This is a genomic window from Bacillus haimaensis, assembly GCF_048270625.1.
Classification (GTDB): Bacteria; Bacillota; Bacilli; order Bacillales; family Bacillaceae_I; genus Sutcliffiella_A; species Sutcliffiella_A haimaensis.
In genome coordinates, this window is record NZ_CP158164.1 from 2,288,670 (window position 1) to 2,311,004 (window position 22,335).

At 44.3% G+C, this 22,335-nt stretch carries 19 protein-coding genes and 1 pseudogene; 5 read left to right on the forward strand and 15 right to left on the reverse strand.

The window, feature by feature from the left end; all coding sequences use genetic code 11:
• Positions 1–166: 166 nt before the first annotated feature.
• A complete protein-coding gene (locus ABN702_RS11625; protein WP_417897023.1) occupies positions 167–886 on the forward strand; it encodes a GntR family transcriptional regulator in 720 nt (239 codons plus the stop codon).
• A gap of 65 nt (positions 887–951) precedes the next feature.
• Here the strand turns inward: ABN702_RS11625 and ABN702_RS11630 are convergent, their stop codons facing one another.
• From ABN702_RS11630 to ABN702_RS11675, 10 genes and pseudogenes are all read right to left on the reverse strand, one after another.
• Positions 952–1,329, reverse strand: a complete 378-nt coding sequence (locus ABN702_RS11630) for a TraR/DksA family transcriptional regulator (RefSeq protein WP_417897024.1) — start codon at positions 1,327–1,329, stop codon at positions 952–954.
• 133 nt (positions 1,330–1,462) lie between these two features.
• Positions 1,463–2,353 (reverse strand): TIGR01777 family oxidoreductase, encoded by an 891-nt coding sequence (locus ABN702_RS11635; RefSeq protein ID WP_417897025.1) that lies wholly within the window; start codon positions 2,351–2,353, stop codon positions 1,463–1,465.
• A gap of 467 nt (positions 2,354–2,820) precedes the next feature.
• A complete protein-coding gene (locus ABN702_RS11640; RefSeq protein ID WP_417897026.1) occupies positions 2,821–4,443 on the reverse strand; it encodes a long-chain fatty acid--CoA ligase in 1,623 nt (540 codons plus the stop codon).
• Positions 4,444–4,501: 58 nt separating this feature from the next.
• Positions 4,502–5,604 (reverse strand): annotated as a pseudogene (locus ABN702_RS11645) (CaiB/BaiF CoA transferase family protein).
• Positions 5,601–7,175, reverse strand: a complete 1,575-nt coding sequence (locus ABN702_RS11650) for a fatty acid--CoA ligase (protein WP_417897027.1) — start codon at positions 7,173–7,175, stop codon at positions 5,601–5,603. Before ABN702_RS11650 ends, ABN702_RS11645 begins: the two are co-directional and overlap by 4 nt.
• Positions 7,176–7,199: 24 nt before the next feature.
• A complete protein-coding gene (locus ABN702_RS11655; RefSeq protein ID WP_417897028.1) occupies positions 7,200–8,351 on the reverse strand; it encodes a thiolase family protein in 1,152 nt (383 codons plus the stop codon).
• A gap of 19 nt (positions 8,352–8,370) precedes the next feature.
• The gene (locus ABN702_RS11660; RefSeq protein WP_417900884.1) at positions 8,371–9,516 is read right to left on the reverse strand and encodes an acyl-CoA dehydrogenase family protein; all 1,146 of its coding nucleotides are present in this window, start codon (positions 9,514–9,516) and stop codon (positions 8,371–8,373) included.
• Positions 9,517–9,556: 40 nt separating this feature from the next.
• Complete coding sequence (locus ABN702_RS11665) at positions 9,557–11,080, reverse strand: class I adenylate-forming enzyme family protein (RefSeq protein ID WP_417897029.1); 1,524 nt, start codon at positions 11,078–11,080, stop codon at positions 9,557–9,559.
• A 160-nt stretch (positions 11,081–11,240) separates the two neighbouring features.
• On the reverse strand, positions 11,241–13,316 hold the full coding sequence (locus ABN702_RS11670) for a sigma 54-interacting transcriptional regulator (protein ID WP_417897030.1): 2,076 nt from the start codon (positions 13,314–13,316) through the stop codon (positions 11,241–11,243).
• Between the two features lie 124 nt (positions 13,317–13,440).
• Positions 13,441–14,208 carry a 3-hydroxyacyl-CoA dehydrogenase gene (locus ABN702_RS11675; RefSeq protein ID WP_417897031.1) on the reverse strand — a complete coding sequence of 256 codons (768 nt, stop codon included), beginning with the start codon at positions 14,206–14,208 and terminating at the stop codon, positions 13,441–13,443.
• Positions 14,209–14,489: 281 nt separating this feature from the next.
• Between ABN702_RS11675 and ABN702_RS11680 the strand changes: the two genes are divergently transcribed.
• The 4 genes from ABN702_RS11680 to ABN702_RS11695 all read left to right on the forward strand — a co-directional run bounded on the left by ABN702_RS11680 (position 14,490) and on the right by ABN702_RS11695 (position 17,203).
• A complete protein-coding gene (locus ABN702_RS11680; RefSeq protein WP_417897032.1) occupies positions 14,490–15,452 on the forward strand; it encodes a D-2-hydroxyacid dehydrogenase in 963 nt (320 codons plus the stop codon).
• Positions 15,453–15,466: 14 nt separating this feature from the next.
• Positions 15,467–16,294, forward strand: coding sequence for an STAS domain-containing protein (locus ABN702_RS11685; protein ID WP_417897033.1), 828 nt, complete (start codon positions 15,467–15,469; stop codon positions 16,292–16,294).
• Between the two features lie 18 nt (positions 16,295–16,312).
• Positions 16,313–16,744 (forward strand): DUF1801 domain-containing protein, encoded by a 432-nt coding sequence (locus ABN702_RS11690; protein WP_417897034.1) that lies wholly within the window; start codon positions 16,313–16,315, stop codon positions 16,742–16,744.
• Between the two features lie 198 nt (positions 16,745–16,942).
• Positions 16,943–17,203 carry a hypothetical protein gene (locus tag ABN702_RS11695; RefSeq protein WP_417897035.1) on the forward strand — a complete coding sequence of 87 codons (261 nt, stop codon included), beginning with the start codon at positions 16,943–16,945 and terminating at the stop codon, positions 17,201–17,203.
• A gap of 69 nt (positions 17,204–17,272) precedes the next feature.
• Here ABN702_RS11695 and ABN702_RS11700 read toward each other — a convergent pair whose 3' ends face one another.
• The 5 genes from ABN702_RS11700 to uxaC are packed head-to-tail and all read right to left on the reverse strand — an operon-like array spanning position 17,273 to position 22,270.
• The gene (locus tag ABN702_RS11700; RefSeq protein WP_417897036.1) at positions 17,273–18,283 is read right to left on the reverse strand and encodes a PfkB family carbohydrate kinase; all 1,011 of its coding nucleotides are present in this window, start codon (positions 18,281–18,283) and stop codon (positions 17,273–17,275) included.
• Entirely contained in the window at positions 18,280–18,927 is a 648-nt protein-coding gene (locus tag ABN702_RS11705) for a bifunctional 4-hydroxy-2-oxoglutarate aldolase/2-dehydro-3-deoxy-phosphogluconate aldolase (protein ID WP_417897037.1), read from the reverse strand. Before ABN702_RS11705 ends, ABN702_RS11700 begins: the two co-directional genes overlap by 4 nt.
• A gap of 21 nt (positions 18,928–18,948) precedes the next feature.
• Positions 18,949–19,797, reverse strand: a complete 849-nt coding sequence (locus ABN702_RS11710) for an SDR family oxidoreductase (RefSeq protein WP_417897038.1) — start codon at positions 19,795–19,797, stop codon at positions 18,949–18,951.
• Positions 19,794–20,849 (reverse strand): mannonate dehydratase, encoded by a 1,056-nt coding sequence (gene uxuA, locus ABN702_RS11715; protein WP_417897039.1) that lies wholly within the window; start codon positions 20,847–20,849, stop codon positions 19,794–19,796. The genes ABN702_RS11710 and uxuA overlap by 4 nt, the downstream gene beginning before the upstream one ends.
• Entirely contained in the window at positions 20,846–22,270 is a 1,425-nt protein-coding gene (gene uxaC, locus ABN702_RS11720) for a glucuronate isomerase (protein WP_417897040.1), read from the reverse strand. The genes uxuA and uxaC overlap by 4 nt, the downstream gene beginning before the upstream one ends.
• Positions 22,271–22,335: the final 65 nt, after the last annotated feature.

Sequence of the window (22,335 nt, forward strand, 5' to 3'; positions counted from 1 at the left end):
ATATTATCTTGCATTTACAGAGGTCTCTTAGTTGTTGTACTATAATTGTAATAATAATTATATGCTAAATCAATACAAATATTATTTGTTATAACAAATAATTTTTTAAAATATTTGACAATTTACATGTTTTGTCATTAATCTATCTTTAGGAGGTTGTATGGTCATGTCAAAAGACGAGAATGCTTTACATATTAAAGTTAAAGAGATGATACTGAAGCTTATCCAATCCGGTGAATATATGCCAGACACCAAATTGCCTACTGAAGCGGAATTTTGTGAAAAATTCGGGGTCAGCCGGACAACGGTTAGGACGTCCCTTCAGCAACTGGCTTTGGAAGGCTATGTATATAAGCAACAAGGGAGCGGAACATTTGTTGCTGGAAAAAAAGTCAAACAGAAGCTTACTTCAACAGTGGAGAACTTCTCTGAACAAGTAGCGATGCAGGGAAAAAACCCCTCGATAAAAGTTGTATGCCTGGATGTAATTCAAGCAGATTCTTTCCTCGGGGAAATCTTTGAACTTGAAAAAGGAGATCCAGTTAACAAATTAGTCAGGATCAGGGAAGTAAATGAGGAGCCTCTGCAATACGAAGTTGCATATCTTCCTTGGAGAAAGACACCAGGACTTAACATGAAGGCTTGTGAAAATTCCTTATACAGTCTTTTGCAGAAAGAATATGATGCTCATATTAAGAAAACAGTGGAGTACTTGGAGATCGTGGCTGCATCCAAGGAAATGCACGAGATGCTAAATATCCCAGTTGGATCTCCCTGCTTTTCGCTGGAAACGTATGCCTATCTAGAAGATGATAGTGTCATAGAATATTCGAAGACAATTTTTCGTGGAGATATGGCCAATTTTGTCATTGAAAGGAATTATTAATTACACTTCCAGAAAATAGAAAAACCACCCTTATACTTTTATTAAGGGTGGTTTTTCATTGGAAATCAATATCCTTTATCGAACTTCTCCTGCGCTTCTGCAGTCCTTTTTGCATACGGCAATGCTTCCAAACGTTCATAAGGAATCTCTTCTCCTGTATCAACGCAAACACCATAAGAACCTTCTTCGATCCGATCTAAGGCATCATCAATTTCTCCAAGAACCTTTTCATCAATCTGTTCAAAGGTTTGTTCCTGTTCCCGGTCGACACGCTCGGCATTTCCTTCTGCAAGATGATTGCCGATACCGGTTGTGATATCACCGGTCGATTCCCTCATGGACTCGTCCAGCAAGCTATTATCCTGTTTTTCCTCTATACTCTTTTTCATTGTGATCAGCTTCTGCTTCATTGTACTAATTTCATTTTTTGATAATGTCATCATAATCTGCTCCCTTCTGTCTATAGGGAACATTCCCCTTTAACCATAAATTAAAACGAATCAGGGTCTATGATGGAAGTTGTTCCGTTTATACTGCTCTATCATATCTTCCACAAAGAGGGATAACCACTCGATATTAGCTTTTGATAATTTCCTCCAATGCTTCATTGATCTTTTCATACTGGAAGGTATAGCCCGCCTGCTCCAGCCTCTTTGGTATCACCCATCTGCTCTTTAAGATCAATTCGGTTTCAGTCCTTATGACAACTGCCCCTATTTCAAGCAGCCATTCCGGGGAAGGCAGACCGATTCTCCGATTCATTTTTTGCCGTAGCGAAGCCATGAACTCCCGGTTTGAAATGGGATTTGGAGCTGCGCAGTTAAATACTCCGCTAAGATCTTTTCGCTTTTGGAGGAAAAGGATAATTTGATGGACATCCTCGATATGTATCCAGCTGAACATCTGGCTTCCGTGCCCTTGTACTCCGCCCAACCCGAATTTTACCAGGTTCTTGAACGGTATCATAACACCGCCATCTTTCCCCAGCACGATGGCAATCCTTAGCGCTATTTTTCTGGTTTTTGGAAGCTGAAACTGGAATAGGCTCTCTTCCCAGGCCTTCGCTACATCCACCGAGAAACCTGTTCCGATATCCCCGCTTTCCTCCGTCATCGGCCTATCCTCTGCATGTCTATAAATCGTTGCCGTGCTGGAATTGATCCATAATTCAGGGGGCTGTATAGCTTCAAGTATGGCTTTTCCAAGTATTTCAGTCGTTTTCGTTCTTGAATCCATGATCACCTTTTTATTATGATCATTGTAGCGGCAATCAACGGACTTTCCAGCAAGATTAATCAGCATCTCCGCTCCCTCTAAGGCATCTATAATTCCTTTTTTGTCATTCCAGGATATATGCTGTGGCTGTCTGGAGATAATCTTCACTTCATAGCCTTTTTGCAGAAATTCATTCTCCAGATATTTCCCAATAAAGCCTGTTCCCCCAGCTAGTACAACTCTTTTATTCATATAGGTACTGTCCTTTCCAAGACATTTTTTTTGATTCACTTATGTACATATTCACTTAGGTATAATTTGATAGTTTGCATCTATCATATTATCACTTTACAAGATACAATTGTTGGAATTCCCGGTATTTATAGGGGTATTTCATCTCATTTTTGAGGTACATCAAGAAAATGGTCATATTCTCTTTAAAATCCATCCTGAAAAACCTTGGGAGAATCCTGATATCCACGAAAATTTTGATATATCAATGAATTCGACCACGATATCAACGAAAATATAAATATATCAATGGAAAATTCCATATATCCACAAAAATGGATCAGATATCGATAAAACGCAAAAATCGACAATTCCCGAGGCCCCTACACCCGTAAACCAGTGCACTCGTAAACCCTACCCTTTCATCCCCCTGTGACCAACAAAAAAGCGAGCCTCCCAAAATCGGAAGCCCGCTACAAGTAAAAACCCTATTCCACCGCTCCGCTCATTTCCTTTGTCACCACATCCCGAAGCGCCCGCTTCAGGAATTTCCCTACAGAGGTTTTCGGAATCTCCTCCATAAAGATCACTTCATCCGGAAGCCACCATTTGGCGAACTGTGGTGCGATGAAGTCCAGGATTTCCTGCTTCTCCACTTTGCCTTTATACGCTTCCTTCAGAACCACACATGCGACTGGCCTTTCCTGCCATTCATCATGGGGAACCGCCACAACGCTTGCTTCAAAGACAGCATCGTGTGCCATTATTGCATTCTCAAGATCCACGGAAGAGATCCATTCTCCCCCACTTTTTATCAGATCCTTGGTACGATCGACTATTTTCACGACGCCTTCCGGATCAATGGTGACGACATCACCGGTATGGAGCCATCCATCCCTGAAGGCATCCTTGGATCTTTCATCCTTGTAATACTCGTCTGCAATCCATGGTCCCCGCAGACAAAGCTCACCCATTTCCTGTCCATCCCATTTCACTTCCCCGTCCGGCCCGATTACCTTCATGTCCAATCCCGGAACAAGTAACCCCTGCATGGATCGGATATCAAGCATCTTTTCTTCATCAAGATCGGTCTGATGGCTCTTCAGACGGGAGACCGTCGCCAGAGGGGTCGTCTCCGTCATTCCATATGCATGAAGGAACGGGATGCCATATTTTGTTTCAAAGGCCTTGATCATTCCTCTTGGAGCGGCTGACCCGCCACATAGAATGGCTCGAAGACTTGAGGTATCGTATGTCCCTTTTTCCAATTCATTTAAAAGGCCCAGCCAGATGGTCGGCACCCCTGCAGTGAGCGTGATATTCTCCTGCTCAATAAGTTCCGCAAGCAGCTGTGGTGTAAACTGTGGACCAGGCAGAACCTGCGTCGTCCCGAACCAGGTGGCTGCAAATGGTAGGCCCCATGCGTTCGCGTGGAACATTGGCACCACCGGCATGCATGTATCATATTCAGATAGACCCGCAGTGTCAGCCAGTCCAAGTGCAAAGCTATGGAGTACAAGGGATCGATGGGAATAGACGACACCTTTTGGATTTCCGGTCGTTGCTGAGGTATAGCACATACCGGCAGGATCATTCTCATCGATATCTTTTACAAAGGAATAGTTCGGGTCGCCTTCCTCCAATAGATCCTCATAGGAAAACACAGGATGCAGGCTTGTTTCCGGGAGCTCTTCTTTATCTGTCATAATGATGAACGCTTTTACCGTGTCAAGTTGGTCCTTGACCCGTTCCACCAGCGGCAGGAGGTCTTCATCCACAAGGAGTACCACATCCTCGGCATGGTTCACAATATAGGAGATATGCTCCGGTGCCAAACGAATATTTATTGTATGCAGCACAGCACCCATACCCGGTATCCCGAAATAGGTTTCAAGGTGACGATGATGGTTCCATGCAAACGTCCCGACTCTATCGCCTCTGTGCACACCTAATTTCTCAAGTGCACTCGAGAGTCTTCTTGTCCGCTCCCCTATCTTCCTGTAGGAAAAGCGCTCGATACCTGAGAGAGTGCGGGAAACCACCTCTTTATTCGGAAAAAACTTTTCTGCTCTTTCTAGTAGCGAACTGACAGTCATAGGTACATTCATCATTTTGCATTACCCCTTCCTCATTCACTTTTTATAGATTGCAGTTTTACTGAACCGGTTTTCATTGCCGAACCTCTGAATCAAGCAGACTATTATGCTCTCCGAGACTTGGCGGCTTGCCTTTATCCTTTACGGAACCATCATGCATACTCACTTCGAGATGCCCTTCTTCATTTCTGTACACGATTCCCTTTTCCTGAAAATAAGGGAAGGCTTCCAGTTCCCCAACTTCCAAAACTGGCGCTATACAACAATCAACCTGTCTACCAAACTCAATCCACTCCTGAAAGGTTTTGCTCTGGAACAGTTTTTTCAGAGCCAAAAAAACAGGATTGCTATCTCTTTGGACCGAGAATTGAGCTGTTTTCCACTCCTGCCTGTCGACAGCATCACAAAAGTTGACCCAGAACTTCGGCTCCAACGCACCGAGTGTGATAAATCTTCCATCCTTCGTTTCATAGATTCCATAGCATAAGATTTCCCCATTAAGTTGAGTTATGCCTCTTGACTCCCCTATCGCCTCATGGATAGCCAAATGATTTCCCATCAGGGATGCCATCACATCTGTAATGGAGATGCAATGGTAGCTGCCATTGCCGGTCCTTATCTTTGATAGAAGTGCAGCAAGAATTCGTTCGCATGCAGCAAAACTGCCAAAATAGTCGGCTATGGTAATGGAGGGATGAATGGGTTTACCGGATTCATCCTTCAACTGGGCCAATACCCCGCTCAAAGCCAAATAGTTCAGGTCATGGCTGCCTAGACGACTCCATTCGCCACCAGCTCCATACCCAGTAATGGAACAATAAACGATATTCTTGTTTCTCTTTTTGATAGATTCATAGTCGAGCCCTAATTTTTTCATCACACCAGGCCGATAGCTCTCCATCACAACGTCAGAACTATCAATCAATCCCATTATTGAATCCAGGGATACTTCCTTTTTAAGATCTATCGAAATGCTCTTTTTCCCCGGTTGTTTGCCAGGTAGACAATGCCCGTCCCTTCCCTTTTCAATCCGGTGTGACGGGCCGGATCACCCTGCACGGACTCGATCTTGATGATTTCCGCTCCGAGCTCCGACAATCGCTGAGATGCAAAAGGTCCTGGAAGGTAGTTGGTAAAATCAACAACTCTGATTCCTTCAAGCAACCCCTCTATCATGTAGAAGTTTTTTCTCCCGTGAAGACTTCCTCCATCTGTTTTCTCAGAACAAACTTTTGGATTTTTCCGCTTGCATTTCGGGGAAGCGCATCGACAAACATATATTTTCTGGGACGCTTATATCGGGCGAGCCTGGAGCTGCTCTGACACCATTGATCCAATTCCTCTTCAGTCAGTGTAGGATCTTTCTTCACCACAAACGCCGTGACGGTTTCACCCCACCTGTCATCAGGCAGACCGACCACCGCAATGTCGAGAATTCCCTTATGTTCATATAGGACATCCTCTACCTCACGGGGATAGATATTCTCCCCGCCGCTGATGATCATGTCATCCACGCGGTCTTTCACCCATAGATAACCTTCCTTATCGAGATAACCGATATCCCCAGAGTGATACCACCCTTTATACATGGCGTTTTGTGTTGCTTCCTCCCTGTTGAAGTAGCCCTTCATCATACAAGGTCCTTTGACAATGATCTCCCCTGCCTCCCCTGCCTGTACCACATCATCAGGGTCTGATGGACCATTTTCATTCGGTCTTACTATACGGATTTCATGGTTCAAGCACGCCTGACCTGCTGAACCTGCCTTTGTCAGCTGATCCTTTTCTGATAAAAAGGTGATGGCAGGGCCCATTTCCGTCATTCCGTAAGCTTGTACAAGTGAAATGCCCAATTGCTCGTGGCAGGCGCGTACAAGTGCAGGCGCCATCGGTGCTGCCCCGTATAACCCAAGCTTCAGGCTCTTCAAGTTATAGTCATTCAGGTTTTCCTGTAGGAGCATGTTCCACATGGTCGGCGCAGCGAAGAACTTCGTCACATTTTCCTCCTGGATCAGCTGCAGCACTTTTTTGGGTTCAAAATGATGAAGGATGACATTGCTTGCCCCTACTTGTATTCTTGGTATCACCGCACAATGCAGCTCGGCACAATGAAACATCGGTGCTGTCACGAGACCAACATCAAAAGATTCTAGTCTGGTTGCCGAAATCACAATCAAGCTCTGCTCCGCCATTTCACGATGAAGGTGGATGACACCCTTTGGTCTCCCTGTCGTACCGCTTGTGTACATGATGGCATAGATGTCATTTTCCTGGACATCTGATTCCACCACTCGATCTGGAGCTGCAGCTACCTTTTCCTGATAGCTTGCGGCATAGCTTGCCGGTTCCCCGTCAATTTTCCAGAAGCTGATCTCTCCAAAGCGATTGGTAATCTGGGAAACTACATGCTCAAGCGCCTGCTCCATCACCACGATTTTCGGATGTGCATCCTCTAGAATGTAAGCAACCTCTTCCGCTCCAAGCCGAAAATTGATCGGGTTGAAGACAGCGTCGATTTTTGCACAAGCGAGCATGGTTGAAGCCAGTTCTTCCGTGTTAAAAAGAAAAGTGGATACCCTATCCCCTTTTTTCACACCTGCCTGTAAAAACGCATTGGCCAGTTTGTTCACTTCATATTCCCATTCTTTATAGGTTAGACGGACATTCTTCCTTACATCGTATAACGCTTCTTTATCCGGAAACTTTTGTACGGCAAGATCAAAGATTTTTGCTATGGTAATAGACATCTTTCTCCTCCTGAACCTTGTAGTTTACGTTAACCGTTCAATGATCGTCGCGTTCGCCATCCCATGACCTTCACACATCGTTTGCAGCCCATATCTACCGCCTGTCCGCTCAAGTTCATGCATCATGCTGACCATGATTCTGGCCCCGCTTGCTCCAAGAGGGTGACCTAGGGCAATCGCACCTCCATTCGGATTCAGCTTAGCGGGATCTGCCCCTGTTTCCTTCAGCCATGCCATTGGTACAGGAGCAAATGCCTCATTCACTTCAAAAATGTCGATATCTTCAAGCGAGAGCCCGGACTTCTCCAGAACCTTTTCTGTGGCAGGAATTGGCCCTGTCAGCATCAATGTCGGGTCCGAACCGACCACTACTCTCGTATGGACTTTGAATCGCGGCTTCAGACCAAGCCCCAATGCCTTTTCTTTTGTCATGAGGAGAAGTGCTGCTGCACCGTCACTGATTTGACTTGCATTCCCGGCATGGATCACACCATCCTCTTTGAAGACTGTTTTTAGCCCACCAAGTGCTTCGACTGAAGTTTCAGCCCTCGGACCGGAATCCTCCTTCATTAGAGTGGTCGTCCCATCAGGCAGAGTCACCTCCAAAGGCATGATTTCTTTATCAAAATAGCCCTTCCTTTGCGCTTTTAACGCCTTCTGATGACTCTCAAAGGAAAACCTGTCCAACTCTTCCCTAGTAAATCCGTAGTTTTCGGCAATTCGTTCTGCTGACAATCCCTGGTTGATCATTTCATAGCGTTCAGTCAGCTTGTCACTGAATGGTGCCTTCTGATAGTTGGATCCCATCGGCACACGTGACATATTTTCCACGCCGCCCGCGATCACAATATCCATGTCCCCTGCCAAAATCGCCTGGGCAGCAAAATGGACAGCCTGCTGGCTGGATCCGCATTGTCGGTCAAGGGTGGTGCCAGGCACCTCAATCGGAAAACCGGCAATAAGGGAAGCGACCCTTGCTATATCCCCAGCCTGTTCCCCGGATTGCGTCACACAGCCCAGAATGACATCCTCGACCATTCCGGCATCTATACCTGCTCTGTTAACCAGTTCCTTCAAAACTTCACCGGCTAAATCGTCCGGTCTCATATCCTTTAATAGTCCGTTTCTTCTTCCTACCGGGGAGCGTACCCCTTCGACAATGACCACTTCTCTCATGTTGTATAACTTCCCTTCTTTATAGTCCAAGATTTTTTGCAATGATTGTTTTCATAATGTCATTCGTGCCGGCATAGATGCTCGCTACAGGAATATCACGGTATCTTCTTGCAATCTTGTATTCTTCCATATAGCCATACCCTCCATGAAGCTGCATGCATTGTGTGGCAATATTGCGGGCGATTTCCGTCAGCTTCCATTTTGCCATGGAGACTTTTGTCACGACATTTTCCCCAAGCATATGCTCCCCGATTAATCTATCCAGAAATACCCTGCCCATTTCGACGTCAGTCGCCATTTCCGCAATCTTGAATTGGGTGTTCTGGAACTGGCTGACAGGCTTCCCGAATGCCTCCCTGCTTTTGACATAATCAATCGTGGTCTGCAGCATCTCCTCAGAGGCAATCTGGGCACCAATCGCAACAAGAAGACGCTCCTGTTGCAGCTTTTCCATCAAATATAGAAAACCTTTTCCTTCTTCACCCAAGAGATTCTCTTTTGGGACCTTGCAATCTTCGAAATATAATTCTGCAGTATCCTGGCAATGCAACCCGACTTTATCCAGCTTCCTTCCCCTGCTGAAGCCGGGATGTCCCCTCTCGATAACAAGCAGACTGACACCTTTATGCTTTGGCCGGATCTCTGTATCCGTTTTGCATGCAACGATTACGAGGTCAGCATGGATACCGTTCGTGATAAAGGTCTTTGCTCCGTTTACGACATAATGATCGCCTTCGAGCCTTGCTGTCGTCTTGATGTTCGCCAGATCTGATCCCGTTCCCGGCTCGGTCATGGCGATTGCAGTAATGGTTTTACCTGTTACGCAAGAGGGCAGCCAGCGCTTCTTTTGCTCATCCGTTCCGAAAGAAGTAAGATACGGAACAACAATGTCGTTATGAAGCGCAATTCCGATCAAGCCTGTACCGACTCGTTCCAGCTCTTCGTCAATCACAACTGAATAGCCCCAGTCCGTTTCACTGCCTCCATACTTCTCTTCGATATCGGGGCATAGATACCCCTGTTCACCCATCTTCTCCCAAAAAGACCTGGGAATGATTCTGTTTTCTTCCCATTCGTCATAGTAGGGATGCGCTTCTTTTTCCAGAAACTTTCTTAAAGACTTGCGAAATGAATGATGCTCCTCCGTCAAGTATGGATGCTTCATCTTTTCCTCTTTTGTTGAAAGCGATTTCATTTTACCACCTCTAAGCCTTCACTTTATTTAGTTGCTGACGAAGCTGATATTTCAGTATTTTCCCAGATGCATTTCGGGGAAGTGCCTCTTCGATAAAAATCCTTCTCGGTACCTTGTAGCCTGCGAGCTTCTGGCGGCAGAACTGCTTCAGTTCCTCTTCATTTACCACCTGGTCCTTATGAGTGACGACTACAGCACATACCGCTTCCCCCCATACTTCATCAGGTAATCCGATAATTGCTGCCTCCAAAACCTGAGGGTGCTCATATAGAACCTCTTCCACTTCAATGGAATAAACATTTTCGCCGCCAGAGATGATCATATCTTTTTTGCGGTCCACCAAGGTGATATTACCTTCTTCGTCAACCGTGGCCAAATCTCCTGTATAAAGCCAGCCATCTTTTAGCGTTGCTTTCGTTTCTTCTGGCTTTCTATAATACTCTTTCATGATGGATTCACCCCGAAGGACAAATTCACCGACCGCACCTGGCGCAATTTCTCTCCCGGATTCATCAACCACCCTCGCTTCTGTCAGGAAAGAAGGCTTGCCGTTTTTCCCGAGGTGGTTTTTATGGCCATTTGGATCCAGCAATATTCCATTTGGTCCCGCTTCTGTCAGGCCGCAGAGATTGTAGAATTGATCATTCTTAAAGAGGTTCATGCTCTTTTTTACGAGTTCCGGTGCCATTGGTGCAGCACCATATCCACAACGTTTAATGGATGACAAATCATACTCACCCGCATTTGGAACCTGCAGGAGGAAGTTGAACATGGCAGGGACTCCAAAAAAATGGGTTATCCTATGCTCCTGTATCGCTTGAAGCGTATGGACCGGATGGAAATCCCTGTGAATATAATGGGTCGCTCCCAGGACCACTCCGGATACTAGAAAAAGATTCAGTTGAGCAGAATGGAAAAGCGGTGCAATATGTAGAAAACGCTCTTGTTGATTGATTCCCATACTGATCATCATCGATAAGCCTACATTGAATATTCGGCGATGGTCGAATAATGCGCCTTTAGGACGGCCTGTCGTTCCTGATGTATAGAGAATTTCCAGATCATCTGTTTCCATGACTTCGATTTCCGGATCCTGTTCATTTTCAGAGAGGATTTCATGGTAGGAGCGGTGCACAGGAATTTTTGGTGTTCCCACGACCACCACCTTTTGGACAGAGGAACCTTCCATCGCCTTTTGGATAACCTCTTCAAATTCACAGTCACAAATAACCGTTTTCGCTTCAGACTGTTCCAGGATATAACTTAATTCCGAAGAGGTTAAGCGAAAATTCATGGGTACGATTACTGCTCCTATTTTTGCTCCTGCAAAATAAGAGAAAACAAAGTGATCGGAATTCTTCATCATGAAAGCAATTTTGTCACCTTTGGTCAGTCCGGTATCAAGTAATCCATTTGCGAGCCTGTTTACTTCCCTATTAAACTGATTGTACGTATAGGACCTGTCCTCACAGCTTATTGCAAGTTTTTCAGGTACCTTTCTGGCATTTTGCGATAAATACATTCCAATGTTCATCTTTCATCCTCCTTTAATGGGTGTTAATAATCACCATGCAATAATTGTGCCAATATTCAAAACACTGGTGAATAAGCCTTAATTAATTATAATTAAAAGAAGTGTCCGCAAAATGGACACTTCTTTCATGATTCTAAAGATTATCGGACTGCTCGTTCCTTCATCTTACCAATTGATACTTCTTTATTTTCTCATATAGCCCAGATCTGCTTATCCCCAATATACGAGCAGCCTTCGCTTTGTTTCCGTTTGTCTTTTCGAGCGCATTTTCGATGGCATTCCTTTCTGCGCTTTCAGCCATTTTCACTTCCGGCCAATAGGAGGCTACGTGTTTCTCACGCCGCTTTACCACCATATATTCCGGAAGATCCTCAAGTTGGATTTTGCCATGCTCCGCAAATGTCATCGCCCTTTCCATGACATTACGAAGTTCACGGACATTACCAGGCCAATGATAGGTTTCAAGGACAGCTCTTGCATGAGTATCCATCCCTGTAATGGACGTATTTAAAGCGGCATTCAGTTCTGTCATCATTTTCCCGATTAACAGATGAATATCGCCTACTCTATCCCGGAGCGGTGGAATATGAAAAGAAATCACATTTAAACGGTAGTATAGATCCTCACGAAATGTTCCCTCTTTCACCATCTCTTCCAGGTTCCTATTGGTGGCGGCAATAATCCGGACGTCCACTTGAATCCGCTTGGTCCCTCCAACCCGGTAAAATTCCCTTTCCTGTAGTACACGAAGAAGTTTTGCCTGAAGATTCAAAGACATGTCCCCTATTTCGTCCAGGAAAAGTGTACCTCCATTGGCAAGATCGAATTTCCCTATTTTCCCCTTATTCCTCGCACCAGTAAATGCCCCGTCCTCATAGCCAAAAAACTCCGATTCCAACAGATCCTCCGGTATTGCTGCGCAGTTCACCACTACAAACTTCCCTTCTTTACGGGCTGAGCTGTTATGGACTGCATGTGCGAACAATTCTTTTCCTGTTCCGCTTTCCCCGCGGATCAGAACGGTAGACCTGCCTTTTGCAGCTTTTGTCGCACTTTTCTTCAGCTTTTCCATATAGGCGTCCTTGCTTAGAATATGGTCCCAAGTAAATCTGGCAGATTCCGCCTTCTGGTATTCGGAATGATAATAGTTGGCTTTGTTTTCCGCTTTTTGTAGCTTTTTGAAAAGCTCACTTACTTCATTCAACTGCCGGTACATGATTTTCCCGATTGCACCGACCACCTTGCCATCCTGGAGAATCGGGATGCGATGAACAATGTATTTTATTCCGTTAATCTCTTTGAAATCGCTGACTTCCGCTGCTTCGCTTTCATAGACTTTTGAGAGTTGAAATTGCGGGAATACCTTATCAGCCTTTTTAAACAGGATATCTTTCTGCTCTATTTGAAATAGCTCCAATAATGATGGACTTACCATTTGGATGTACTGTTTTTCATCCGTCATCATGATTCCGTCGTACGCATGATTAATGGCTGTCTGAAGGGAGAGCTTCAAGCTTTTTACTGATTCAAGTTCCGTAGCAATGTTTTCAATCTCAGACAAATCCTGAAAAAGGAAAATATGTCCTATTTTGTTTCGGACATTCTCATAGGTTGTGATGGTAAGTACCGCTTTCAATCTTTCCACTTTTATTGGATGAAAAGGAGCCCCACTCTCCAAGGCTTGTCCTGCTGCGGGAAAAACAGATAATAGACCAGTAGATTGCAGCTCTGATGCTTTTCTCCCGGTCATCATGCAAGCACGTTCGTTTACATAGATGATCTGTTTATTCTCATCTGTCATCACTACCCCGATTGTTGAATTAGTCAGTACCGTATCAAGCTGATCTTTTAATGTACTTGTCGCTTTCAAGAGGCTCAATACCATATCAGTTTTTGTAAAAAGTCCGACTACCCTCTCTGCGTCATCGACGACCACCCCAGTACCAACTGCGCTCGTCCGGACGATACTTTCCACTTCGGAATAGGAGGTAGTGATGGAAAGTGTCGATACGTTTTCCTTTATGTAGTTCCTTATAGGTGTTTCCAAGTCCAGTTGTTCCATAATCATTCTATATAAGCTCGATCTGGTGAAAACACCTACAAGCCTATGATCCTTATTGGTGACAGGCAATAGACTCCACTTGTTCTCTCTCATTATTGCCAGTGCTTGTCTCAAGGAGGTGTCTGCCGTTATTCTATACCGGACCGGTGTTATCATATCTTTTAATGGAATCATCACAATAATCCCCTTTGCCATCGGATACTTCCATTGTAAAGGAAATCAGCGCGAATTGTTAGAAAATTGAATCAAAAAAGAGCGGGAATCCAGTAAAGCAGATTCCCACCCCTCATTGCGGCAATTATTTTGGCTGCATACGGATGGCACCATCGAGACGGATCGTATCCCCATTCAGCATCGGATTTTCCATGATGCTTTGAACGAGCTGGGCATATTCCTGTGGATATCCAAGCCGAGGCGGGAACGGCACCATTTTCCCCAATGAGTCCCTCGCTTCTGCCGGCAGAGAATCAAACATCGGTGTATGGAACAGTCCAGGTGCTATCGTCATCACCCTGATACCGAAAGCGGCAAGCTCTCTTGCAATCGGTAGAGTCATCCCAACAATGCCACCCTTAGAAGCAGAATAGGCAGCCTGTCCGATTTGTCCATCAAAAGCTGCAACGGAAGCTGTATTGATGATTACTCCCCGTTCTCCCTCAGCATTCGGTTCATTCAGCACCATTCTTTCCGCTGCAAGCCGGATGACATTGAAGGAGCCGATCAGGTTGATGGAGATCACTTTTGAAAAATGATCAAGAGGATGTGTTCCCTTCCGGCTGAGAACCTTTTGTGCAACTCCAATACCTGCGCAATTTACGACTGCATTTATTGAACCAAGCTTTTCGATTCCTTGCTCTAGTGCTGCTCTGACATCCTTTTCACTCGTCACGTCCGTTTTGACGTAGAGGACCGAATTACCAAGCTCGTCCACAAGCATTCTGCCACGCTCTTCCGAAAGATCCAAAATAAGTGCCTTTCCGCCTTTGGCTACTATATTTCTTACTGTCGCTTCTCCAAGACCTGATGCGCCACCTGTTACAAGTGCACAAATATTTTCAACCTTCATTTCATAACCTCCTATTAAATTGCTTACTGGTTTTAATGCAATAAGTATGCCAATATAGAACGGGCAATTTTATGAGGTATGTGTCCAATAAATGGACAGTCTATCCGAAATCTGCATTTTTTTACTACATCTCTTTTCCCAGCTTCCACACTTGGTGAAAATTATCCTACTACCAATGTTTCTACTATTCATGAAATATCCCTAAAAAGAGTCTTATTATTTCTAACTTTTACACTATTTTGGTAAGATATAGTTAATACTAGTAATGGAGGACATTCATCATGAAAAAGCGAATCATGGTTATAACGCAGGATATCGGCGATGAATATACACAAAAAATCAAAGCAACGGCTCCTGATTGGGAACTGATTGTAGGTAAGAAAAAGGATGTCTGGGCACCCTATGCCAATAAGGCGGAAGTTATAGCGGGTTGGAAGAAGGATCTTGAGGAGCTGTCCCTTCGAGAGAGCTCTGAGCTCCGTTGGGTACAAGCCTGGAGTGCCGGGGTGAACACGATGCCTCTTGAAAAGCTTGCTTCTAAAGAAATAGCACTGACAAGCGCGAATGGTGTACATGCATATCCCATCTCGGAAACCATTATTGGTCTGATGCTTGGACTTACTAGAAAAATACATACGTATGTAAAAAATCAACAGGAAAAGAATTGGCACCATGCCCATATGAACCTCGAGATGCACGGGAAGACAATAGGAATCATAGGCGTCGGGGAAATCGGGAAAGAAACAGCAAAGATTGCCAAGGCGTTTGGAATGAGAGTACTCGGCGTAAGGAATTCCGGTAAAGAGGCAGAAAACGTGGATAGCATGTTTACTCCTGAAGAACTTCACCATGTACTCCCCGAGTGCGATTATGTAGTAATCACGCTACCATTGACCCCGCTTACCAACCAAATTTTTGGAGAAAAGGAATTTAGGTTAATGAAGAATTCCTCCTTCATCATCAATATCGGCAGAGGCGAAATCGTAAAGGAAGATGAGCTTGTGGAAGCATTGCAGACTGGAGAAATAGCCGGAGCAGGACTGGATGTATTTATGAAAGAACCGCTTGAAGAAACTAGTCCTTTGTGGGAAATGGAAAATGTCATCATCACACCTCATACTTCAGGTTCAACGGAGCACTATACAAAAAGGGTCATAGAAGATATCTTCCTGCCTAATCTCGTGCACTATTTAGAAGGGAAACTGCCCCCTATCAATTTGGTTGATTATTCTAAAGGCTACTAAGAGGAGATGTACGTATGCATAGAAATGAAGAATTGCACTCATTTTTGTTAAACAAAGCGAAAGTCCTTACAGAGCAGTGGTATGAAAGTTTGGATAAACAGAATTCAACAGGTGTATATGCGTCCACAAATCCGGAAGTCATTCAAACATTAAAAAGGCAAAACTATGATTTCCACTTGCACCTTTGCAAAATATTCGTTGAAGAGGAAACAAAGTTCTTCCATGATTTCCAGAATTGGATTTTATCCATCGCACAGGACGAGCAGCACCTGAATACCCCTATCCACTTTATAATAAGAGAGTTCTTCACAGTTAGGGAACAGTATATTCAATTTATACATGAGTTCGTCACGACGCATGAATTATACAAAAATAATGAAATTACATGGAACAATATGATTATTAAAGCCTTCGACAAAGTGGTCCTGAGGTTTGTGGAAGAGCATCAGAAAGTCTCGGAACAGAAACTCAAAGCACAGCAGGAGATGATCCAGGAACTGAGCTCCCCTGTCATTGCCTTGGACAATAATCGAGCGTTGCTTCCTTTAGTGGGAGATATCGATACAGGCAGAGCAAAATTTATGCTGGAGCATACCCTGGAGCAATGTTCGAAGCTCGGAATCAACCATCTTTTCATTGATCTATCAGGAGTAGTGATTATTGATACCATGGTGGCAGATCAGATTTTCCAGTTGATCAAAGCCCTGACCCTCATAGGTGTAAAATGTTCTCTTTCGGGGATTCGCCCGGAAATTGCGCAAACGACTGTCAATCTTGGACTTTCCTTTAATAATGTTTCCATTAAACCAACCCTTGCCGGCGCACTGGCTTTTAATCGGTAAATAAAAAGGAGTTCTTTTATGTACGAGTTAAAAACGAAGGAAAATGATAGAAGTGTTGTAGAATTCATTGAAAATGTGGAAAGCCCAACGAAGCGGGAGGATGCCTATAAGCTGTTGGATATCTTTACTGAAACAACAGGCTATCAAGCAAAAATGTGGGGCCCGAGCATCATCGGCTTTGGATCCTATCACTATAAATATCCAACCGGACATGAAGGGGATGCACCGCTTGTGGGTTTCTCGCCACGTAAAGCAAAAATCAGCCTCTATTTTGCCACAGGTGACACAAAACGTGAAGAGCTGCTAGAGAATTTCGGCAAGCATACCACCGGCAAAGCATGTGTGTACATCAACAAACTGGCTGACGTGGATGTGGCAGTTTTAAAAAGGCTGATAGAACAATCTGTACGTTTTCTACAGGATACGTATCCAAATAACAATACTAACTAAAAGAAGCAAATGCTTGGGAGGAGCTCCCATTCATTTGCTTTTTTCTTTTTCTTCCAATACCTGAAGTAGTAATTATAGAACTTGTAGTTTAAAGACTTGTAAAAAAGTGAATTTAAACTATATGTACTTGGTTAGTTAGCTTTTTAGAAGTATTTGCAAAAGAACAGGTTGCATAGGACAACCAAAGGGAGCGAAAAAATGGATAAAGTATTAAACGAGATACTTTCAGAACTTAAAGAATTAAAAGCGATCCAACTACAAATACAGAAAGATCAAGTTTCCATGAAAAATGACACTACCTTACTGAATAGTGCCATTACCCATTTAAAAGATGGACAACAGGATAAAAATTCATTGATCAAGCATACCCTGACTCTTCAGATAGAAAATATGCTAGAAATAAAACAGGCATTAAGGAGCTTGCAGGAAAAAAATGATGTCACGAAACATTTAAGGTAATCGAAAACCCTCTCTTAAGATAATGAGAGGGTTTTTAAATTCTATTGAAATGAATTAGCAAACAATCCCCTACCTTACAATCCCACTTACCCCTTTATCGGACAAAAAGGCTCTTACTTCCCTTTCTGTTGCCAGGTTTGCATCACCTGAAATGGTGTGTTTCAACACGGAAGCACCCAAGGCAAAGTTCAAACTGTCCTCATCGCTCCAACCTGAAAGATGCCCGTGGAGATAACCTGCCGCAAACGCATCTCCTCCTCCGACCCGATCAAGTATGTCAAAGGTCTGCGAATCTGTGGTAAGAATGCCTTCGCCCCATGAATAGAGGTAACCCGTAAGAGAATGCTTCGTTACGGAGTGTGTCTCCCTAAACGTGCAAATCACCTTTTTCACTCCATAAAAGGTGCAGATCTGCTGAAAAAGATCCTCATAAAGCTTTTCTCTATTCCCGTCTGAAATTGAACTCTTTAACCCTAGTATATTTACTGCATCCAAATAGCCTCCAAAACAGATATCCACATAGGGGAGAATGGATTTTATTGCTTCCCGAGCCTCGTCCAACCCCCACAGCTTACTTCGATAGTTTATATCAAAGCTTGTCTTGATGCCCTTGTTTTTCGCCGCTTTGATAGCAGTCAATGCAATTTCTCTTGCAACGTCACTGATTCCAAGCGTAATCCCGGATGTATGAAAAAGATCTGCTCCTTCAAAAATCGCTTCCCAATCAAAATCTTCCTGGCTTGCTTTGGCAATGGAAGAATTTTTCCGATCATAGATGACTTGAGAAGGCCTGAATGACATACCCTGCTCCAAAAAATAAAGCCCTAATCTTTCTCCTCCCCTGGCAATGAAGTCAGTATGGACTCCTTGCTGTTTCAGATGCCTGAGGGCACTTGTCCCCAAATCATTTTCAGGCAGCTTCGTCACAAACTGAACCTTATGTCCAAACAATGCCAGAGAGGCGGCTACATTAGCCTCTCCACCTCCGAAAACCGCCTGAAACTCGGTAGCCTGCACAATCCGGCTGTAATTCGGAGGGGTAAGACGCATCATTAGTTCACCGAAAGTCACCACTTTCACAGTCTTACACCCACCGTTCTGCTCTCATGGACCTTCTCGACAAATTGCTTTGCCAATTCAGTTACCCCTTGGTAGTTTCCTTGTTTTGCAGGAGCAGTCAGCTCTCCCCCTACTCCCACTGCGATTGCCCCAGCCTTGAACCAATCACCGACATTGTCCAGAGTTACTCCCCCAGTAGGCATAAAGGAAGCATGAGGAATTGGTCCCTTAAAGGCTTTTATCGCCTCTGGTGAAAACAGATTACCCGGGAAAAATTTGATGATATCCACACCATATTCCAATGCTTCCACCACTTCCTTTACAGTCATGCACCCAGGAAGATAGGGAACTTGATATCTATTGCAGAGTTTTGCCGTTTCCACGTTGAAGCAGGGACTGACAATATAATCCGCCCCGGCCAAAATGGCAATCCGGGCTGTTTCCGTATCCAGGACAGTACCTGCTCCGACAAGCAGGCTCCTGTTATCCTTAAGTGAAGCAATCACTTTATCCGCACCAGGAACGGTAAATGTCACTTCAATTGCCGTCACCCCTCCATCTGCACATGCTTCTGCCAGCTTTTTTCCCCCTTCCGGACTTTCCGCTCGGATAATGGCCACAATCCCTTGTTCGACAAGCCGTTGTAACACCTGATACCGCTTCATTCCTTCCATCCCCCTTTTCAATTACACTCCTGAGTATGCGGAAAAACCGCCGTCAACCGGCACGACCACACCATTCACAAAGCCGGAAGCGCGATCATCCACTAGCCAGAGCAGCGTGCCGATCAATTCCTGACTTTCCCCGAAACGGGCCATTGGGGTTTGCGCTATTATTTTCTCAGCGCGCTCCGTGAGCAAACCATCCTTATCCAATAAAAGCGATCTGTTCTGATCTGTCAGGAAAAATCCCGGTGCAATGGCGTTCACTCTCACCCCTGCTTTTGACATATGTACAGCAAGCCATTGCGTGAAATTGCTGACCGCGGCCTTCGCTCCACTGTATGCAGGAATTTTTGTCAGAGGAGAGAATGCATTCATCGATGAAATGTTGATGATCGTTCCGTTTTTTTTCTCTACCATATCCTTCCCGAATACTTGTGATGGAAGAAGGGTCCCAAGGAAATTCAATTGGAAAACATAATTGATTCCTTCTTCATCCAGATCAAAGAATGTCCGGACATCTTTTTGCAGGTCTCCCTGATTAAAAAATTCAAGGTCTGTAGTACCCTTGGGGTGATTGCCCCCTGCACCGTTGATCAATATATCGCAGGTGCCGAATTCCAGATGGATTTTCTCTTTGGCATTCTCCAATTCCGCCTTATCCAATACATTGGCAGCCAATCCGATGGCTGTACCACCATTTCCGTTGATAACAGCTGCAAGCTGTTGCACTTTTTGTTCCGTTCTTCCGATGATGGCAACCTTTGCACCGCAATCGGCAAAAGCTTCACAAAACGCCGAGCCAAGCACCCCGCTTCCGCCGGTCACCACGATCACTTTCCCTTCTAAATTCACCTTGAATGGAAGATTCATGTTGATTGCTCCACTCCTTTCACTTTGTTGAGTGCTTCCCAGATTCCATTAAGATACACGGCACCAAGCGCCCTATCATAAAGTCCATAACCCGGGCGCCCTGTCTCTCCCCAAATCATTCTGCCATGATCCGGACGGAGTGGCCCTGTAAAACCTATATCCTGATATGCCTTCAATACCTCCACCATATCGACAGAACCGTCTGATGATAGATGGGAGGTTTCTTCAAAGGACTTTAGTTTAGTCCGTTTTACATTCCGGCAGTGGGCAAAATGAATTCTCGAACCAAATGTGCGAATCATCGCGGGAAGATCATTATCTGCCCTTGCCCCAAATGACCCCGTGCAGAAGGTAATACCATTGAATGGGCTTTGCTGTATATCTATCAATCTCTGTAAGCTTTCTGCATCTGTGATGATTCTCGGCAAACCGAAGATAGACCATGGTGGATCATCGGGATGTATGGCCATTTTAATCGATACCTCTTCTGCAACCGGGATGATCTCATTTAAAAAATGGGCAAGGTTCTCCCAAAGCCTTTCTTCGGTAACAGCTTGATAGGACTCCAGAAGTCCCTTCAGTTCTCCATCTTTATAAGAAGCGTCCCAGCCCGGCAAAGCCAAACCTCCAGATGAAGGATTCATTTTTTCTATTGTGTCCTCCTCGTAGATCAAAGTGGTGGATCCATCCTCCAACAGGTGGTAAAGATCCGATCGGGTCCAATCAAAGACCGGCATGAAATTATAGCAGACTACTTCCACACCTGCGCTCGCAAGATTCCTTAATGTCTCCTTGTAGTTGGAAATATACTTATCCCTTGAAGGGAGACCCAATTTTATATCCTCATGAACGGGAACGCTCTCAATTACTGCAAGAGACAAGCCTTTCTTTTCAATCACATTCTTTAAATCAACTATTTTCTCCTTTGGCCATACTTCACCGACAGGTATATCATAGATTGCCGAGACAATTCCTTTCATTCCGGGAATTTGGCGAATATACTCAAGCGTAATACTGTCTTCCTCTCCATACCAACGAAAAGCCAGCTTCATTTTCTCACCTCCGAAATGGTAGCACGATCAAAATAATTCTTTGCATTCTCATATGATATATTTTTCACCATCGAACCAAGCAATCTCTCATCATGTGGTGCCTCGCCTTTTTCAACCCAACTTCCAAGCAGATTGCAAAGGATGCGACGGAAGTATTCGTGCCTTGTGTAAGATAAAAAGCTGCGCGAATCTGTCAGCATTCCTATGAATCTGCTTAGCAGGCCGATATTGGCCAAATCGGTCATCTGCCGCTCCATTCCATCCTTCTGATCGTTGTACCACCATCCGGAACCAAACTGAACCTTTCCTGGTACTCCTTCTTCATGGTAGCTCCCGGCCAAGGAAGCAAATATGAAATTGTCTTTTGGATTTAAATTATAGAGAATGGTCTTTGGCAATTGATTTGTTTGATCAAGTGAATCCAGAAACTTGGCCAGGGGTTGAGCCACAGTGTAATCTTCTATCGTATCGAACCCGGCATCCGCCCCTACCATCCTGAACATCCTTTGGTTGTTGTTTCTCATCGCACCTATATGCAGCTGCATTGTCCATCCCTTTTCCGCGTAAACCTGACCCAAAAATATAAGGATAAATGTCTTGTATTTCCTTTCTTCCTCCATGGACACTTTGGTATTGCTCAATGCCTTTTGGAATATAGCCTCCACTTCGCTTTTAGTTGCAGTTTCAAAAACCATTTCGCTGATTCCATGATCGGAGAGGCGAGCTCCTTTTTCATGAAAATAGTCCACTCTCTCCAATAATGCATCAAGCAGATCGTCCAATCTGTCAATCTCTTTATCTGTAACACTGGAAAGCTTTTGAATCCAAGGGAGGAAAGTTTCCTTCGTTATTTCTATTCCCTTATCAGGACGGAATGTAGGCAACACTTTCGTTTTCCATGTTTTATCCTCTGCTAACCGTTCATGGAAATCGAGAGTATCTGTCGGATCATCCGTCGTACCGATCATTTCCACTTTTGATCCTTTAATAAGCTCCCTTGTCCGTAAGGAATCTCCTTCAAGCATTGCATTCGTGCTATTCCAAACTCTTTCCGCAGTGTCCGCGTTTAGCAATTCATAAAAGTCAAAATACCTTGCCAGCTCCATATGGGTCCAATGGAACAATGGATTCCCCAATGTATGTGGAACAGTATTTGCCCATTCGAGAAACTTTTCCTTATCAGATGCCGTTCCTGTTATGTATTTCTCTGAAACACCGTTTAAGCGCATGGCACGCCATTTATAATGGTCGCCAGAGAGCCATATTTCTGCAATGGAACCGTATTGCTTATTCTCCCATATCTCTTTTGGATCCAGATGGCAATGATAATCATATATAGGCAGATTCTTAGCGTAATCATGGTAAAGGATCTTTGCCATTTTACTTGTCAGCAAAAAGTCTTCATGAATAAATTCCTTCATTATTTTGCACCCTTCCACTTAGTTTGTTTACTAAACAAACTATATTTTATATAATCATACACATC

Excerpts from the sequence above, each read along its gene's own strand:
- ABN702_RS11625 (WP_417897023.1), top strand. The coding sequence starts at position 167 with ATGTCAAAAGACGAGAATGCTTTACATATTAAAGTTAAAGAGATGATA.
- ABN702_RS11630 (WP_417897024.1), bottom strand. The coding sequence starts at position 1,329 with ATGATGACATTATCAAAAAATGAAATTAGTACAATGAAGCAGAAGCTG.
- ABN702_RS11635 (WP_417897025.1), bottom strand. The coding sequence starts at position 2,353 with ATGAATAAAAGAGTTGTACTAGCTGGGGGAACAGGCTTTATTGGGAAA.
- ABN702_RS11640 (WP_417897026.1), bottom strand. The coding sequence starts at position 4,443 with ATGATGAATGTACCTATGACTGTCAGTTCGCTACTAGAAAGAGCAGAA.
- ABN702_RS11650 (WP_417897027.1), bottom strand. The coding sequence starts at position 7,175 with ATGTCTATTACCATAGCAAAAATCTTTGATCTTGCCGTACAAAAGTTT.
- ABN702_RS11655 (WP_417897028.1), bottom strand. The coding sequence starts at position 8,351 with ATGAGAGAAGTGGTCATTGTCGAAGGGGTACGCTCCCCGGTAGGAAGA.
- ABN702_RS11660 (WP_417900884.1), bottom strand. The coding sequence starts at position 9,516 with ATGAAGCATCCATACTTGACGGAGGAGCATCATTCATTTCGCAAGTCT.
- ABN702_RS11665 (WP_417897029.1), bottom strand. The coding sequence starts at position 11,080 with ATGAACATTGGAATGTATTTATCGCAAAATGCCAGAAAGGTACCTGAA.
- ABN702_RS11670 (WP_417897030.1), bottom strand. The coding sequence starts at position 13,316 with ATGATTCCATTAAAAGATATGATAACACCGGTCCGGTATAGAATAACG.
- ABN702_RS11675 (WP_417897031.1), bottom strand. The coding sequence starts at position 14,208 with ATGAAGGTTGAAAATATTTGTGCACTTGTAACAGGTGGCGCATCAGGT.
- ABN702_RS11680 (WP_417897032.1), top strand. The coding sequence starts at position 14,490 with ATGAAAAAGCGAATCATGGTTATAACGCAGGATATCGGCGATGAATAT.
- ABN702_RS11685 (WP_417897033.1), top strand. The coding sequence starts at position 15,467 with ATGCATAGAAATGAAGAATTGCACTCATTTTTGTTAAACAAAGCGAAA.
- ABN702_RS11690 (WP_417897034.1), top strand. The coding sequence starts at position 16,313 with ATGTACGAGTTAAAAACGAAGGAAAATGATAGAAGTGTTGTAGAATTC.
- ABN702_RS11695 (WP_417897035.1), top strand. The coding sequence starts at position 16,943 with ATGGATAAAGTATTAAACGAGATACTTTCAGAACTTAAAGAATTAAAA.
- ABN702_RS11705 (WP_417897037.1), bottom strand. The coding sequence starts at position 18,927 with ATGAAGCGGTATCAGGTGTTACAACGGCTTGTCGAACAAGGGATTGTG.
- ABN702_RS11710 (WP_417897038.1), bottom strand. The coding sequence starts at position 19,797 with ATGAATCTTCCATTCAAGGTGAATTTAGAAGGGAAAGTGATCGTGGTG.
- uxuA (WP_417897039.1), bottom strand. The coding sequence starts at position 20,849 with ATGAAGCTGGCTTTTCGTTGGTATGGAGAGGAAGACAGTATTACGCTT.
- uxaC (WP_417897040.1), bottom strand. The coding sequence starts at position 22,270 with ATGAAGGAATTTATTCATGAAGACTTTTTGCTGACAAGTAAAATGGCA.